The organism is Ensifer sp. GW101-20A05 (assembly GCF_059424735.1).
Map to the genome: position 1 here is coordinate 15,229 of NZ_JBWKZT010000016.1, position 13,448 is coordinate 28,676.

General features: G+C 63.7%; 16 protein-coding genes. 9 read left to right on the top strand and 7 right to left on the bottom strand.

Annotated elements, in window-relative coordinates:
• The first annotated feature begins 39 nt into the window (after positions 1-39).
• Positions 40-630 carry a VOC family protein gene (locus tag AC070A_RS28185; protein ID WP_057251644.1) on the top strand — a complete coding sequence of 197 codons (591 nt, stop codon included), beginning with the start codon at positions 40-42 and terminating at the stop codon, positions 628-630.
• 93 nt (positions 631-723) lie between these two features.
• On the top strand, positions 724-1,413 hold the full coding sequence (locus AC070A_RS28190) for a glutathione S-transferase family protein (RefSeq protein ID WP_492383686.1): 690 nt from the start codon (positions 724-726) through the stop codon (positions 1,411-1,413).
• Positions 1,414-1,441: 28 nt separating this feature from the next.
• Here the strand turns inward: AC070A_RS28190 and AC070A_RS28195 are convergent, their stop codons facing one another.
• The 3 genes from AC070A_RS28195 to phnF all read right to left on the bottom strand — a co-directional run bounded on the left by AC070A_RS28195 (position 1,442) and on the right by phnF (position 4,388).
• Positions 1,442-2,068 carry a hypothetical protein gene (locus AC070A_RS28195; RefSeq protein ID WP_058328374.1) on the bottom strand — a complete coding sequence of 209 codons (627 nt, stop codon included), beginning with the start codon at positions 2,066-2,068 and terminating at the stop codon, positions 1,442-1,444.
• A gap of 33 nt (positions 2,069-2,101) precedes the next feature.
• Complete coding sequence (locus AC070A_RS28200; protein WP_492383687.1) at positions 2,102-3,496, bottom strand: selenium-binding family protein; 1,395 nt, start codon at positions 3,494-3,496, stop codon at positions 2,102-2,104.
• A 160-nt stretch (positions 3,497-3,656) separates the two neighbouring features.
• The gene (phnF, locus tag AC070A_RS28205) at positions 3,657-4,388 is read right to left on the bottom strand and encodes a phosphonate metabolism transcriptional regulator PhnF (RefSeq protein WP_058323272.1); all 732 of its coding nucleotides are present in this window, start codon (positions 4,386-4,388) and stop codon (positions 3,657-3,659) included.
• A gap of 90 nt (positions 4,389-4,478) precedes the next feature.
• Here phnF and phnG point away from each other — a divergent pair, with 90 nt between their 5' ends.
• From phnG to AC070A_RS28220, 3 genes are read left to right on the top strand one after another with little or no spacing between them, the layout of a single operon-like run.
• A complete protein-coding gene (phnG, locus tag AC070A_RS28210; protein ID WP_113133626.1) occupies positions 4,479-4,946 on the top strand; it encodes a phosphonate C-P lyase system protein PhnG in 468 nt (155 codons plus the stop codon).
• Complete coding sequence (gene phnH / locus AC070A_RS28215) at positions 4,946-5,554, top strand: phosphonate C-P lyase system protein PhnH (RefSeq protein ID WP_492383688.1); 609 nt, start codon at positions 4,946-4,948, stop codon at positions 5,552-5,554. Before phnG ends, phnH begins: the two co-directional genes overlap by 1 nt.
• A gap of 3 nt (positions 5,555-5,557) precedes the next feature.
• Positions 5,558-6,667 carry a carbon-phosphorus lyase complex subunit gene (locus AC070A_RS28220; protein ID WP_492383689.1) on the top strand — a complete coding sequence of 370 codons (1,110 nt, stop codon included), beginning with the start codon at positions 5,558-5,560 and terminating at the stop codon, positions 6,665-6,667.
• A gap of 32 nt (positions 6,668-6,699) precedes the next feature.
• On the opposite strand, the gene AC070A_RS28225 is transcribed toward AC070A_RS28220, so the two are convergent.
• A complete protein-coding gene (locus AC070A_RS28225; RefSeq protein WP_492383690.1) occupies positions 6,700-6,891 on the bottom strand; it encodes a hypothetical protein in 192 nt (63 codons plus the stop codon).
• Positions 6,892-6,935: 44 nt separating this feature from the next.
• On the opposite strand from AC070A_RS28225, the gene AC070A_RS28230 reads away from it, so the two are divergent.
• The 4 genes from AC070A_RS28230 to AC070A_RS28245 all read left to right on the top strand — a co-directional run bounded on the left by AC070A_RS28230 (position 6,936) and on the right by AC070A_RS28245 (position 9,971).
• Positions 6,936-7,814, top strand: coding sequence for an alpha-D-ribose 1-methylphosphonate 5-phosphate C-P-lyase PhnJ (locus tag AC070A_RS28230; protein ID WP_057251652.1), 879 nt, complete (start codon positions 6,936-6,938; stop codon positions 7,812-7,814).
• Positions 7,811-8,587 (top strand): phosphonate C-P lyase system protein PhnK, encoded by a 777-nt coding sequence (gene phnK, locus AC070A_RS28235; RefSeq protein ID WP_492383691.1) that lies wholly within the window; start codon positions 7,811-7,813, stop codon positions 8,585-8,587. The genes AC070A_RS28230 and phnK overlap by 4 nt, the downstream gene beginning before the upstream one ends.
• A gap of 65 nt (positions 8,588-8,652) precedes the next feature.
• Complete coding sequence (gene phnL / locus AC070A_RS28240) at positions 8,653-9,360, top strand: phosphonate C-P lyase system protein PhnL (RefSeq protein WP_492383692.1); 708 nt, start codon at positions 8,653-8,655, stop codon at positions 9,358-9,360.
• Positions 9,357-9,971 (top strand): DapH/DapD/GlmU-related protein, encoded by a 615-nt coding sequence (locus AC070A_RS28245; RefSeq protein ID WP_492383693.1) that lies wholly within the window; start codon positions 9,357-9,359, stop codon positions 9,969-9,971. Before phnL ends, AC070A_RS28245 begins: the two co-directional genes overlap by 4 nt.
• Positions 9,972-10,030: 59 nt before the next feature.
• Here the strand turns inward: AC070A_RS28245 and AC070A_RS28250 are convergent, their stop codons facing one another.
• From AC070A_RS28250 to AC070A_RS28260, 3 genes are all read right to left on the bottom strand, one after another.
• Positions 10,031-10,627: a DUF922 domain-containing Zn-dependent protease gene (locus AC070A_RS28250; RefSeq protein WP_492383694.1), complete on the bottom strand. Its 597-nt coding sequence runs from the start codon at positions 10,625-10,627 to the stop codon at positions 10,031-10,033.
• A gap of 185 nt (positions 10,628-10,812) precedes the next feature.
• On the bottom strand, positions 10,813-11,337 hold the full coding sequence (locus AC070A_RS28255) for a DUF992 domain-containing protein (protein WP_492383695.1): 525 nt from the start codon (positions 11,335-11,337) through the stop codon (positions 10,813-10,815).
• Between the two features lie 387 nt (positions 11,338-11,724).
• Entirely contained in the window at positions 11,725-13,443 is a 1,719-nt protein-coding gene (locus tag AC070A_RS28260; RefSeq protein WP_492383696.1) for a dihydroxyacetone kinase family protein, read from the bottom strand.
• Positions 13,444-13,448: the final 5 nt, after the last annotated feature.

Below are 13,448 nucleotides of genomic sequence, written 5' to 3' on the forward strand. Positions count from 1 at the left end.
TTTCGTCCTGTGTCCTCCGCTTCACCTGGGAGGCCTTCGATGCGAAAGCTGCAGTCGCAAGGGGTTCATCACATCACGCTCGTCGGCGCCGACCGACAGACGTCGATCGATTTCTGGGAGGGGCTTCTCGGCATGCCCTTCATTTTCGAGCAGCCGAATCTCGACCGGGCGAGCGAAAGCCATCTCTATTTCGACCCGGGCGATGGCCGCCTGATCACCATCTTCACCGACGAGAACCGCAAGCCCGATCCCGAGCGAACCCCGACGGACATCGGCTGTGTGCACCACATCGCCTTTGCCGTTTCGCGCGCGACCTTCACCCAGGCGGTGGAGCGGCTCGACGAGCGAAGTATCCGGCACAGCGGCGTCAAGGACCGCGGTTTCATGGACTCGATCTATTTCGAGGACCCGCTTGGGCTGCTGGTCGAGCTTGCCTCCTATCGCTTCGAGCCACCACCGGGCCACAGCCACGCCGAGGTGCTGATGGAAGCACACAAGGTCAGGGTCGCACGCGGCGACTACAATATCGCCGAGGTGCACCTGGCCGATGCGATCGAGACACTGATCGAGCGCGCACGGCCAACGCTGTCGTCCGACCGGGAGCCGAAGGATCCTTATCGGCCGCGATAAAGCGCGTCGTGGTCCACGCCTGTCGTTCAACGCACGCGACCGCGCCGGCGAGCGAGCCGGAACTGCGGGATCGCGAGCAAAGGGAGGAGTGACATGCCTGCAATCAAGCTCAACGTGATCAAGCCCAGCGTCAACAACATGACGGCGCGCGTCTTCCTGAGGGCAGCCAAGCTCGACTTCAGCGAACAGGATGTCTACGGCCAGACCCGGACGGCCGAATACCTGGCGAAGGCACCGTCGCATCTGACACCGATGGTGGAGACTGCGGACCTGCCCAAGGGAGCCCTATGGGAGAGTTGCGCGATCATGCAGTATCTCTGCAACAAGCACGGGCTCGACGAATTCTATCCGAGGGACCCCGAGGCCCGCGCCATGATCGATAGCGCGATGTTCTATCTGATCGGCACCTTCTACCCCTATCTCGCCCGGGCCACCTATCCGGCACTGAACTTCCCGCTCTATCCGGGCGAAGTTGGTTGCAGCGATGCGGATGCGGAGACCAAGGAGAAGGCGCGCCGCGCAGCAGTCGAAGCGCTTGCCGAGCCGCTCGACGTCTTTCGGGCGTTCTATATCGGCGACAAACCCTTCATCGGTGGTTCCATCCCCTCGATCGCTGACATCAGGCTTGCGGCGACCCTCGAATTCCTGGCGGCAATCGACTACTCGCTGCCGGACTGGGCGAAGACCTACGTCGCCAACATGGAAAAGACGCTCGGCAATGCCTACACCGAACCGGCGACCGATGTGCGCGGCTACATCAGTTACGTGAAGGCCCAAAGGTAGACGCTCCGCCGGCTGCCACGTAGCAGGCTCATTGAACGAGAAGCACGATACCGGTTGCACCCAGCGCCAGCGTCCAGAGGCGATCGAAGTTGATCCACGCCGAGCGGAGTGCCGCAAGGCCGAGCCATTCGAAGACGGCGAGCGCGACCGCGGCGACGACGGCCAGCATTGCTGCGCCATGAACCGCAACGGCGGCGAGCGCGACGGGAAGCGAACCTGCGATTGCGAGATCCCCGGGACTATCCGCCACGCAGAGGCTGAGGACCGCCGGCACCAGCATCAGGCCCGCCCCGTGGCTCGTCGCCATCAGGAAGGACCAGAGGCCAAGGCCGGCCATGCTGGCGCGCATGCCAACTCTCACCCGATGGCGGTGTCCGTAAAGCGCGCCGTAGGCGGCGACGCTGAGTATGAGCAGCGCCGCGACAAGCCTGAAACTGTGCGGCTCCAGCGCCGCGCCGAATGTGACGACCACTGCCAGCGTCAGCGCGGCGGAGACGGCATGACCGGCAGCAATCGGAGCAAGTGACAACCACACGATCCGACGGTCCTGGCGGTGAAGTCCGAGCGCCACGGCAAAGAGCCAGCCCATCGCCGGATTGATGCCGTGAAAGGCGCCGAGGGCGGCAATCGAAAGCCACGGCCAGAACGTCGTCATTCGCCCCGACAGGACTGCACGATCGTCCCCTCCCTACGGATAGCAATAGGAATCGGACGAGCAGTCACCGCCTTCGAGACGGACCTGATGCGGGCGATGGCCCTTCGGCCAGTCGACGAAGAAGTTTTCGTCGAAGGTGATGCCGCCACCGTCGGCGACGTCCAGTTTGACCATCCACCCGTCGATGCCTTCGGGGTAGAACTGCGGATCGATGGCACCATAGAGCGAATTGGTGAAATAGACCCGCTTGCCGTCCCGGCTGATCTCCACCATCTGCGGCCCGCCATTCAGCGCTCCGTTCTTGGCCTTCGGATGGGATGCACGCGAAACGATGCCGCCGATCCGCACACGGCCCGTCTCCTTCGGCGCAAAGGGGTCAGAAACGTCGTACTGGATCATGTCGCCGGTGCCCCAGCAGGAAACGTAGAGGAACCGGTCGTCCATCGACAGGTCGATATCGGTGACGAGCGGCGCGACAGCGCTGAAGCCCTTGAGCACGTGTGGCAAAAGGTCGGGATCGGCGGGTTCCGCGGGTATCTCAATTACCTTCTTGACCGCCCATCGGTCACCGTCGCGATACCAGGTCCAGATCGACGCCGAGAGGTCCTTGAGGCTGATGACGCAGCCGACGAAGCCATAGGCCTTGGTCGGATCATGCGCAGGCCGCAGTTCGAAGACGAGTTGATGCTCCTCGCCGAAATCGATCTCCTGCAGGTGCTTGCGCTTGTGTAGGTCCCAGAAGTGCAGCCGGCGGCCATATTTCGAACCGAGCAGCACCTCGGGAACCAGCCCGTTTTCGAACGTATCCGGCGTGCCCCATTCGCTGGTGATCAGCGTGTCATGGCCGAGATGCCACCAGAAATCATAGGCAAGCTTCTGCGGCCCACGATCCATTTCCCATTGGCCGAGCACATCGAAACTCTGGTGGTCCAGCAGGAAGATGCCGCCGGGCGCCTTGCCGTCACGATCCGCGAGCGCGTTGATGTAGATGCCTTCGGGACCGCAATGGGTGGTGTGCAGCCGCGAATAATTTGCCTTCTCGGCAATTTCCGAAGGCTCGATCACCCGCACGATCTTCGGATTGCGCGGGTCCGGCTTGGTGTCGATGATGTGCAGACGGGAGGACCTCAACCCCGGCACTACCAGATAGCGGCGCTCGACATGCGGATGCGGCGCATTGGGGCAAAGACAGGAAGAGCAGGCATTCCAGCCGAAATGATGCAGCTCGTCGCCGACGTTCGGCATGTCGACCTGGCCGACGATCTGCGAATAGCTTGGCGACGCCGGATCGACGTCGACGACCGCAATCGCATCCGGCCGCTTCCGCTCGGGATCGAACGCCGCCACATAGGCGAGCGTTTCCTTGGGAGCCTTGGCCGCCATGCGCGGTGATGGATAGAAGGAAGGATCGGGTCGCCACGTCGCCATTGCCATTCTCCCCTACGAGAATTCTAAATGCGCGGTTCCTGATGCAGGTTCCGGTCATGCGGCAAAAACGCGTCGGAAATGCGGCCTATCCGCCACATTTCCCCGATGGAGTGCTTGAGGCCGGGTGCGGATCCTGTCGCCGTGGGTAGCCGACCGCGTTCTATGTCTCAATCCGCAGCTTCATCCGGTCAGCGGCGAAACGGGTGCGGGAATACTCCACCGGGGAGCCGTCGAGATCGGCGTTGAGCGACTGCGCCTCAAGCACGATCGCACCCGGCGAGAGCTTCAGCATCGAAAGCTCCTCTGCGTCGGCATGCCGGGCGACGATCTCGGTCGAGGCACGGACATAGTCATCCAAGCCGTGGGCGGCGAAAGCCTTGGTGACGGAATGCAACCGTTCGAATTCTTCGGCCATGCGCGGAAAACGATGCGCAGGATAATAGCTCGAGGATACCGACAGCGGTCGGCCATCGCCGCTGCTGACAGTCTTGAGCTCGATCACCGTATCGCCCGGCGCAATGTCGAGCGCCTTTGCGATCTCGCCGCTTGCCGGCAATTCGGCGTGGCCGAGCAGCCTCGTGCCGATCTCCTTCACTTGGCGACCGAGCCCTTGCGAGAACCGCGTGCGCTTCGAGATCGGGTAGCTCACCCTTTCCTTGCGCTCGATCATCGTGCCGCGTCCCTGGACCGCGCGCACCAGTCCCTCTTCGGCAAGAGCCGCAAGCGCGCTTCTGACCGTATGCCGGTTGACGCCGAATTCGCCCGCAAGCACCGTCTCAGGCGGCACCATGCCGGCCGCATCGTAGTCGCCATTGCTGATTGCCAGGCGGATCCGGTCGGCGATCTGCCGCCACAGAGCGACGCCGGTCTGGCGCTCCACCACTTTTCGCATTGCCATGTCACAAGCCTGTCATTTGCGGACGTTATGGAAAAGTATAAGATGTACAGTTGTCTAGATCAATAGACATTTGAGGTGAAAATGATGGATGCGAAGCTGAAACAGGAAAGCCCGCCGGATCCGGCGCGCAAGAAAGCCATGGGACTGCTCGCTCGCGCGACCCTCGACGAGCTGAATGCTGCCTGGGAAGCGCTCGCCGACAAGCCGGACGTTCATCCGGTTCGCGGTCCGGAGACCGGCCTCGTCATGGTGCGTGGCCGCATCGGTGGCGGTGGCGATCCCTTCAACCTCGGCGAGGCGACGGTCTCGCGCGCGACCATCCGCCTTTCGAGCGGCGAGATCGGCCACGGGCAGCTGCTCGGTGCGGACCGGCAGCGCGCGCGGCTTGCAGCGATCTTCGACGCACTCGCCCAGCGCGAGGACGGTCGCGCGAACGTCGATGCTCTGCTTCACCAAGTGGCGGACCGGCTGGCGCTGGAAGAACGCCGCAAGGCCGAAGAGACTGCAGCAACCCGCGTCGACTTTTTCACCATGGTCCGGGGAGACGACTGATGGCCAGCCAATCGCAGATTTACGCCGGCGCCTTCGCAGATCCAGTCTTTGCCGCCCAATCCGTCTTCCGCGACCTGATGGACGGTTTTGCCCGCCCAGGCGCGATCAAGCAGCTTTCGGCCAAGAGCACGCCGCCCGCGCCGCTCGGCGCCGCGGCCGGCGCCGTGGCATTGACGCTTTGTGACCATGACACGCCCGTCTGGCTGACGCCGTCGCTCGGGAAATCGGGCGTTCCGCAATGGATCGCTTTCCATACGGGCGCCGCAGTGACCGTCAGCAAGACCGAAGCCCGCTTCGCCTTCGTCGAAAAGGGTGCTGCCTTCCCAGGTTTCGACCAGTTCTCGCTCGGCACCCAGGAATACCCGGATCGTTCGACGACGCTCGTCATTGAAGTCGAGGCGCTGACCGGCGGCCAGGCACTCATCGCCAAGGGGCCCGGCATCAAGGACGAGACGGAAGTCGCCGTGAAGGGCCTGCCGGAAGTCTTCCTCGAATTCTGCACCGCCAACCGCGCAATCTTTCCGCGCGGCGTCGATCTCGTGCTGACGGCCGGAGAGGAACTGCTCTGCCTGTCGCGCACAACCCGTCTTTCGCTGAAGGAGGCGTGACCCATGTATGTAGCCGTCAAGGGCGGGGAAGCCGCCATTGTCAATGCGCACCGCCTTCTCGCCGACCGCCGCCGCGGTGACCGAAGCCTGCCCTCAATCACCATCGAACAGGTAGTCGAGCAACTCGGGCTTGCCGTCGACCGGGTGATGGCGGAAGCCTCGCTCTACGATCGCGCGCTTGCGGCTCTAGCAGTTCGCCAGGCACGCGGCGATATGATCGAAGCGATCTTCATCCTGCGCGCCTACCGCACGACGCTGCCGCGCTTCGGCTACTCCGAGCCGGTCGACACCGCCAACATGAAGGTCGAGCGCCGCGTGTCGGCGACCTACAAGGATCTGCCCGGTGGACAATTGCTTGGGCCGACCTTCGACTACACCCACCGCCTGCTCGATCCTTCGCTGATCGCCGACGAGACCGTCGCAGAGCCGGCGGTCAAGGAACCCGGCGAACATGTGATGCGCGTCTCCGACATTCTCGACGGCGAGGGCCTGATCGAGGGCGACGGCCAGATGCCCGAAGGTCATGTCATGGGCGACCTTACCCGCGAGCCGATGGAGTTTCCGATGGCCCGCGACCTGCGCCTGCAGGCGCTCGCCCGCGGCGACGAAGGCTTCCTCCTGGCGCTCGCCTATTCCACCCAGCGCGGCTATGGCCGCACCCACCCCTTCGTCGGCGAAGTCCGCATCGGCGAGGTGGAGGTCGAACTCGACCTGCCCGAACTCGGCTTTGCCGTCTCGCTCGGCACGATCCGTGTCACCGAATGCCAGATGGTCAACCAGTTCATGGGTTCGGCCAAGCAGCCGCCGCAGTTCACCCGCGGGTACGGCCTCGTCTTCGGCCAGAGTGAACGCAAGGCTATGTCGATGTCGCTGGTCGACCGGGCGCTGCGTACGGACGAGTTCAACGAGGACATTGTCGCCCCGGCACAGGACCAAGAATTCGTCATCTCACACGCCGACAACGTTCAGGCGACCGGCTTCGTCGAGCACCTGAAGCTGCCGCACTATGTCGACTTCCAGGCCGAACTGGACCTCGTCCGGCGCATGCGCCGCGACTACGAGGCGGCCAACGCCGGCGACACGGCGAAGGAACAACGGGAGGCGGCCGAATGATCGGGCAAACCGCATGGACGCACGGTGACCGTTCAGTCGCCGCCGCCATCTCCACCGCCGCAATCGCCGCCACTGTCACCGGCAAAGGCGACGCCGGCATCGCCGGAACCATCGTCCTTGCGCGCCTTGGCGTCCGGCTCGCGCCGGGCATTGCGGGCGGCCCAGAACAGGCCGGCCACCACCACCGCGACGATCGCAACCACCCAGAAAACTATCTCGCTCAAATCCTGACCCCATCCGCGGTCGACACACTCAAGGGTAATCGGCGATGAACGATCTTGCTACTTATAATTTCGCCTATCTGGACGAACAGACGAAACGCATGATCCGCCGCGCCATCCTGAAGGCGATCGCGATCCCCGGCTACCAGGTCCCCTTCGCCTCACGCGAAATGCCGATGCCCTATGGCTGGGGCACCGGCGGCGTCCAGGTCACCGCTTCGATCCTCGGGCCGGAGGACGTGCTGAAGGTCATCGACCAGGGCGCCGACGACACCACCAACGCCGTCTCGATCCGCGCCTTTTTCCAGAAGGTCGCCAATGTCGCCGTCACCACCCGGACGAAGGAGGCGACGATCATCCAGACGCGCCACCGCATCCCCGAGGAAAAGCTCTCGGAAGGCCAGACGCTCGTCTACCAGGTGCCGATCCCGGAACCCTTGCGCTTCCTCGAACCGCGCGAGACCGAAACGCGCAAGATGCACGCGCTCGAGGAATACGGGCTGATGCATGTGAAGCTCTACGAGGACATCGCCCGCAATGGCCATATTGCCACGACCTATGCCTATCCGGTCAAGGTCGAAGGCCGTTACGTCATGGACCCTTCGCCGACACCGAAGTTCGACAATCCGAAGATGCACATGTCGGAAGCGCTGCAACTCTTCGGCGCCGGCCGCGAGAAGCGAATCTATGCCGTACCGCCCTATACGGACGTCGTCAGCCTCGACTTCGACGATCATCCCTTCGAGATCCAGAGCTTCGACAAGCCCTGCGCACTCTGTGGTGCGGAGGACGTCTATCTGGACGAGGTCATTCTCGATGACAAGGGCGGGCGCATGTTCGTCTGCTCCGATACCGATCATTGCGAAGACCGCCGCGCCTGCGGCCATGCAGGTCACATGCTCGCCCGAAAGGAAGCCGCCGAATGAGTGCCGTACCGCTTCTCAAAGTGAACGACGTCTCGAAGTTCTACGGAAGCCGCATCGGCTGCCGCAACGTCTCCTTCGAGCTTTATGCGGGCGAAGTGCTCGCCATCGTCGGCGAATCCGGCTCCGGCAAGACGACGCTTCTGTCGTGCCTGTCGACCCGGCTGATGCCGACGTCCGGAATCGTCGAATACCACATGCGCGACGGCCAGTACCGCGACCTTGCCCGCATGGGCGAAGCCGAGCGCCGCTTCCTGATGCGCACCGACTGGGGCTTCGTTCATCAGAACCCGGCCGATGGCCTGCGCATGACGGTCTCGGCCGGCGCCAATGTTGGCGAGCGGCTGATGGCCGTCGGCGATCGTCACTATGGCAACATTCGCGCCACCGCCAGCGACTGGCTGCAGCGAGTGGAAATCGGCGTCGATCGCATCGACGACCAGCCGCGCGCCTTCTCCGGCGGCATGCGCCAGCGCCTGCAGATCGCCCGCAACCTCGTCACATCGCCGCGCCTCGTCTTCATGGACGAGCCGACCGGCGGCCTCGATGTCTCGGTGCAGGCACGCTTGCTCGACCTGGTGCGCGGGCTCGTGCATGACCTCGGCCTTGCCGCTGTTATCGTCACCCACGACCTTGCCGTCGCCCGCCTGCTTTCACACCGCATGATGGTGATGAAGGATGGCGCAGTCATCGAACAGGGACTGACCGACCGGGTGCTCGACGATCCGCGCGAGCCCTATACCCAGCTCCTCGTCTCCTCGATCCTGCAGGTGTGACGCATGATCCCGAAAAGTGGAGTCCGGTTTTCGGACAAGATCATGCGCAAAGGAAAGTAAGAACCATGGCTACGCCCCTCGTTGTTTCCGAAGTCGCAAAAAGCTTCACCATGCACCTGCGCGACGGCGTCCGCCGGCCCGTCGTCGCCAACGTCTCCTTCTCGGTCAAGGCAGGCGAGTGCGTCGTTCTCGGCGGCCCCTCCGGCGTCGGCAAGAGCTCGATCCTGAAAATGCTCTACGGCAATTACGGCGTGGACGAAGGCCAGATCCTGATGGATCACGACGGCAAGCTGGTAAACCTGGCAACGGCCGATCCGCGCACCGTGCTTGAGGTCCGGCGCACGACGCTCGGCTATGTCAGCCAGTTCCTGCGTGTCGTGCCCCGTGTCTCCGCTCTCGACATCGTCGCGGAACCCTTGCAGGCCCGCGGCACCCCGATCGAAGAGGCGCGTGCGCACGCGGCGGAACTCTTAAGCAAGCTCAACCTGCCGCGCGAACTCTGGAGCCTGCCACCAGCCACCTTCTCCGGCGGCGAGCAGCAGCGGGTCAACATTGCCCGTGGCTTCATCACCGATCACAAGATCCTTTTGCTCGATGAGCCGACCGCTTCGCTCGACGCCAAGAACCGGGCCGTCGTCGTCGAACTGATCGCTGAGAAGAAGGCGAAGGGTACGGCGCTGATCGGCATCTTCCACGATGTGGAGGTCCGCGACGCCGTTGCCGACCGCATTCTCGACGTCTCGGCCTGCTCGCCGCGAAAGGCTGCCGCATGAGCCAGAAGCTTGGGCTCGAGCCCTTCATCCATCCGACGGCGAGCGTCAACAATTCGACGTTCGGCCGCTATACTGAAGTGCAGGAGCGTTCGCGGCTCGACGAGGTCGAGTTCGGCGACTATTCCTACATCATGCAGGACGGCTCGATCTGGTGCGCGACGATCGGCAAGTTCGTCAACATCGCCGCCGCCGTGCGCATCAACGCCACCAATCATCCGACCTGGCGGGCGACCCTGCACCACTTCACCTACCGCGCGCCCAACTATTGGGACGACACCGATCTCGAACACGACCTCTTCGCCTGGCGACGGTCGAACCGGGTGACGATCGGTCACGACGTCTGGATCGGCCACGGCGCCACCATCCTGCCTGGCGTCAATGTCGGCAATGGCGCGGTGATCGGCGCAGGCGCCGTCGTCTCCAAGGATGTCGAGCCCTACACCATCGTCGGCGGCGTCCCCGCAAAGCTCATCCGCGCCCGTTTCAACGAAGGTATCGGCGATCGGATGGACGCGCTTTCCTGGTGGGATTGGGATCATCAGCGCCTCCGCCGCGCGCTCGATGACTTCCGCGAACTGACGGCCGAGGAATTCCTTGTGCGTTATGCGTGAGCGTTTGATTGAACCCGGAGATGCCGGGTTGTTCGGCATCCTCCTCGCAAGATCCCTGGCTACGGCCCGTTCACAAGCCTCAAGATAAGCTGGTGAATATTGCCGCCATCCGTCAGCTCAACCTGGTCGAAGTCGCGGCTGCGCTGGCGCTGTTCTTGCGAGAGGGCGCCGAGGCGCTTGGTCATTTCGGTCCTGATCTTGTGGCACTTCGGGTCGTCGGGAACGGTGAGGCCGAGGGTCGCAGACTCGATCGCGCGCACCATTTCCTTGATGAAATCCCCGTGCACGAGTTCGTGCTTGCGCACCCCGTCGATGAAGATGTCCCAGTTTTCGCGTGTGCCCGCAGGCAGAGGCTTCGCGGGCTTCGGCAGGGTATAGGTGATGATCAGCTTCGGCTTTGCCGTCGTCAGCACGCAGGCGCCTGCCTGTTCTTCGTACTTCCGCGTCCAGGTCAGCTTGAAATTGGTATGGGCGATCGCCCGGCCAAGTCCGGCCTTCGGCCCGCGCTCGCCGATCGACGCATAAAGGTCCGCGCCCGTCTGCCCTTCGATGGCATAGGGCGCTTCCGTCTCGACCGCCTGCCACTCGGCAAACGCACTGCGCGGCGTGGACGCGAGGCAAAGGGCAACCACACCCAGACAAAGGCTTTTGTTCAATCCAAACCTCGACGTTCGCCCCTTACGGCGCACAACTCTACCAGCCTTCCTTAAACGGGAATCGGCGGATGGCAACAGTTCAAATGCAAAGGCACCGCAGCCCAATCTGAGCCGCGGTGCCCTTGTCGTTTATCCGATCGTGTCGAGCCAGTTGCGGGAGGGGTCAACGGCCGACGATAACGACCTTAGTTGACGGCAGTCAGCGTCATCGATGTGCCGGTGGCCGCAAGGTTGAGGCCGATCTGCCCGGTCACGCTGACCGTCTGCAGATGGATCGAACCGGAAGTGCCGCCAACGAGGATGTTGGCGCCAATGCCGGCGCCGACAGTCGCTTCGGCGGTTGCACCCTGATAGAGGCCACCGAGCGAGCCGCGGTGGTAGCCAGCGGTCGGTGCAAACACCGCCCAGATCAGCCGGCTCTGCGTCGTGAAGCCGACATCGACACCCATCTTGCGGATGGCGCCGGCGTAGTGGTCGGAAGCCTCAGTCCCCATCGTCGAGCGGAAGACGCAATCGACTTCCTTGGCAGAACCGAGCACATAGCCGACGCCGCCGGCGATGTTGCAATCGAGGTAGCCGATCTTGACGCCGTTGCTGGTGTCCGGCTCCGGTTGCGGTTGTATTGTCGCGAGATCGGCTGCGTTTGCGGCCATCGCACCAGCGAGAACCAGAGACGCTGCGGACACCTTCACGGCAAAACTCTTTTTCATTCTTGTCTCCTTCTCGGAACTTCAGAAATCATTGGCAGTTAACCGGCGGCACACGAACTCAAGCACTTAGCGCACGCTGCAGGAAAGACGAGGCATAGCCCGCGATCCGGCAATTCCGTGGCAGATATTCGTTAGCCGAGAAAATTGATGGGGTTTCCCCAACAATGACCGGAGATTGTGTTGAAAAAGCCACGGCCGACGGTATCGGCACGCCGTCCCGGAAGCCAGAACCGCACTGACGGGAGCAATTCGGCGAGAAAACGGGCGGTTCGCGCGCGCGAAAGGAAAGAGAGAGAGAGAGAGAGAGAGAGAGAGAGAGAGAGAGAGAGAGAGAGAGAGAGAGACGATCGGGCAGCACTGCGGCCACCCGATCGGAAGATTGAGGGCTCAGGCCATCGCCGATTGCAGCAGGAACCCGCCGGCAATTCGCGCCGTCAACGCCAGCGAGACGGCGCCGGCGTCGGGGTGACCGATGCTCTTTTCGGCGAGCGGACGGGCGCGGCCAAGCTTCGGCGTCAGGCTGGAAGTCGCCTCTGCGGCGGCGGTCGCGGCCTTGGCGGCAGCCTGCCACGCCTCGATCAGACGCTTGCCGGCGGCAAACTCACGCTCCAGGGTTTCGACAAAGGGCACCAGCGCATCGACGAGAGTCTTGTCGCCGACGCGTGCACGGCCAAGGCGCGTGACGCCATCGAGGGCGCGGCGTGCGCCATCGACGATGGCGGCGTCCGAGGGCGCTGTCTCGTCGTCGAAGGCATTGCTCCACGAACGCAGCAGCAGGCCCCAGATCGCACCCGACGTGCCGCCGGCGCGATCCGCCCAGGCATCGCCCGCAGCCGCCAGGACGCTTGCAGCGCCGGCTCCGGCAGCGACCGCAGTCTTTGCCGCCTCGTCGGCTGCGGCGGAACCGCGGCGCATGCCCTGACCGTGGTCGCCATCACCGGCGAAGGCGTCGATACGGCCGAGTTCGTCCTCAGCCTGCTTCAGGGCTTCAGCGATCTCGCTGATCAGCCGCGCAATACACTTGCCGCTCTCCTTCGAAGCATCGGATGCGGGAGCGAACACGAGCACGCCGTCTTCATCCTTCAGGTCATCGGCGGCGGGCTCGGTCGCAATGATCGGGCCCTTGCGCAGGACCGGCGCATCGCAGGCAGCGCGCCAGTAGGTCTCAAGCTCATCGTTCAGCCACAGCAGCGTCAGCGAGCAGCCTTGCATGTCCAGGCTGGTGACGAATTCGCCGCATTCGGGATCGACGATCTCAAGCCCGGCTGCCTTCAGTACCTTTTCGATGGCGACCCAGAGCACGAAGAGTTCTTCGTACTTCGTCGAACCGAGACCGTTCAGAACCGGCGCAACCTTGTGAACACCGGCCGGGCGCTCAATGAGCAGCTTGCCGACCAGCAGCTTGGCGAATTCGCTCGCCGAAACCATCTTTTCTTCGCGGATGCCCGGCTCGCCGTGGATGCCGAGGCCAAGCGCCATCTCGCCCTTCGGCACGGCAAAGAGCGGCGCCTTGGCGCCCGGAAGCGTACAGCCGCCAAAGGCGACGCCGAAAGAAACGGTGCGGTCGTTGGCAAGGCGAGTGACGCGCTCGACCTGATCCAGGTTAAGGCCGGCTTCGGCAGCAGCGCCCGCGATCTTGAAGACCACGAGATCGCCGGCAATACCGCGGCGCTTGGCAGGCGTTTCGGCGGAAGCGCTGGCTACGTCGTCCGTCACCGGCACGATGCGCACGTCGATGCCTTCAGCGCGCAGGCGCTCGGCAGCGACGCCGAAGTTCAGGACGTCACCGGCGTAGTTGCCGAAACCGAGCAGCACGCCACCGCCCTGATCGGCCTGGCGGCAGACGCGGGCAACGGCCGCGGTCGAGGGAGAAGCGAAGACATCGCCGGCAACGGCGGCATCCGCCATGCCCGGGCCGACATAGCCGGCAAAAGCGGGGTAGTGCCCGGAGCCGCCGCCGATGACGACAGCGACCTTGCCCTTCGGCACCTTGGTCGAGCGAACGACACCACCCTTCACGAGACGGACGTTGCGCGCGTAAATCGAACTGAAGCCGGCCAGCGCGGTCGTGGCGAACTCTTCCGGTGCGTCAAAGATTGTGGTCATCGCGT

Excerpts from the sequence above, each read along its gene's own strand:
- AC070A_RS28185 (WP_057251644.1), top strand. The coding sequence starts at position 40 with ATGCGAAAGCTGCAGTCGCAAGGGGTTCATCACATCACGCTCGTCGGC.
- AC070A_RS28190 (WP_492383686.1), top strand. The coding sequence starts at position 724 with ATGCCTGCAATCAAGCTCAACGTGATCAAGCCCAGCGTCAACAACATG.
- AC070A_RS28195 (WP_058328374.1), bottom strand. The coding sequence starts at position 2,068 with ATGACGACGTTCTGGCCGTGGCTTTCGATTGCCGCCCTCGGCGCCTTT.
- AC070A_RS28200 (WP_492383687.1), bottom strand. The coding sequence starts at position 3,496 with ATGGCGACGTGGCGACCCGATCCTTCCTTCTATCCATCACCGCGCATG.
- phnF (WP_058323272.1), bottom strand. The coding sequence starts at position 4,388 with ATGCGAAAAGTGGTGGAGCGCCAGACCGGCGTCGCTCTGTGGCGGCAG.
- phnG (WP_113133626.1), top strand. The coding sequence starts at position 4,479 with ATGGATGCGAAGCTGAAACAGGAAAGCCCGCCGGATCCGGCGCGCAAG.
- phnH (WP_492383688.1), top strand. The coding sequence starts at position 4,946 with ATGGCCAGCCAATCGCAGATTTACGCCGGCGCCTTCGCAGATCCAGTC.
- AC070A_RS28220 (WP_492383689.1), top strand. The coding sequence starts at position 5,558 with ATGTATGTAGCCGTCAAGGGCGGGGAAGCCGCCATTGTCAATGCGCAC.
- AC070A_RS28230 (WP_057251652.1), top strand. The coding sequence starts at position 6,936 with ATGAACGATCTTGCTACTTATAATTTCGCCTATCTGGACGAACAGACG.
- phnK (WP_492383691.1), top strand. The coding sequence starts at position 7,811 with ATGAGTGCCGTACCGCTTCTCAAAGTGAACGACGTCTCGAAGTTCTAC.
- phnL (WP_492383692.1), top strand. The coding sequence starts at position 8,653 with ATGGCTACGCCCCTCGTTGTTTCCGAAGTCGCAAAAAGCTTCACCATG.
- AC070A_RS28245 (WP_492383693.1), top strand. The coding sequence starts at position 9,357 with ATGAGCCAGAAGCTTGGGCTCGAGCCCTTCATCCATCCGACGGCGAGC.
- AC070A_RS28255 (WP_492383695.1), bottom strand. The coding sequence starts at position 11,337 with ATGAAAAAGAGTTTTGCCGTGAAGGTGTCCGCAGCGTCTCTGGTTCTC.
- AC070A_RS28260 (WP_492383696.1), bottom strand. The coding sequence starts at position 13,443 with ATGACCACAATCTTTGACGCACCGGAAGAGTTCGCCACGACCGCGCTG.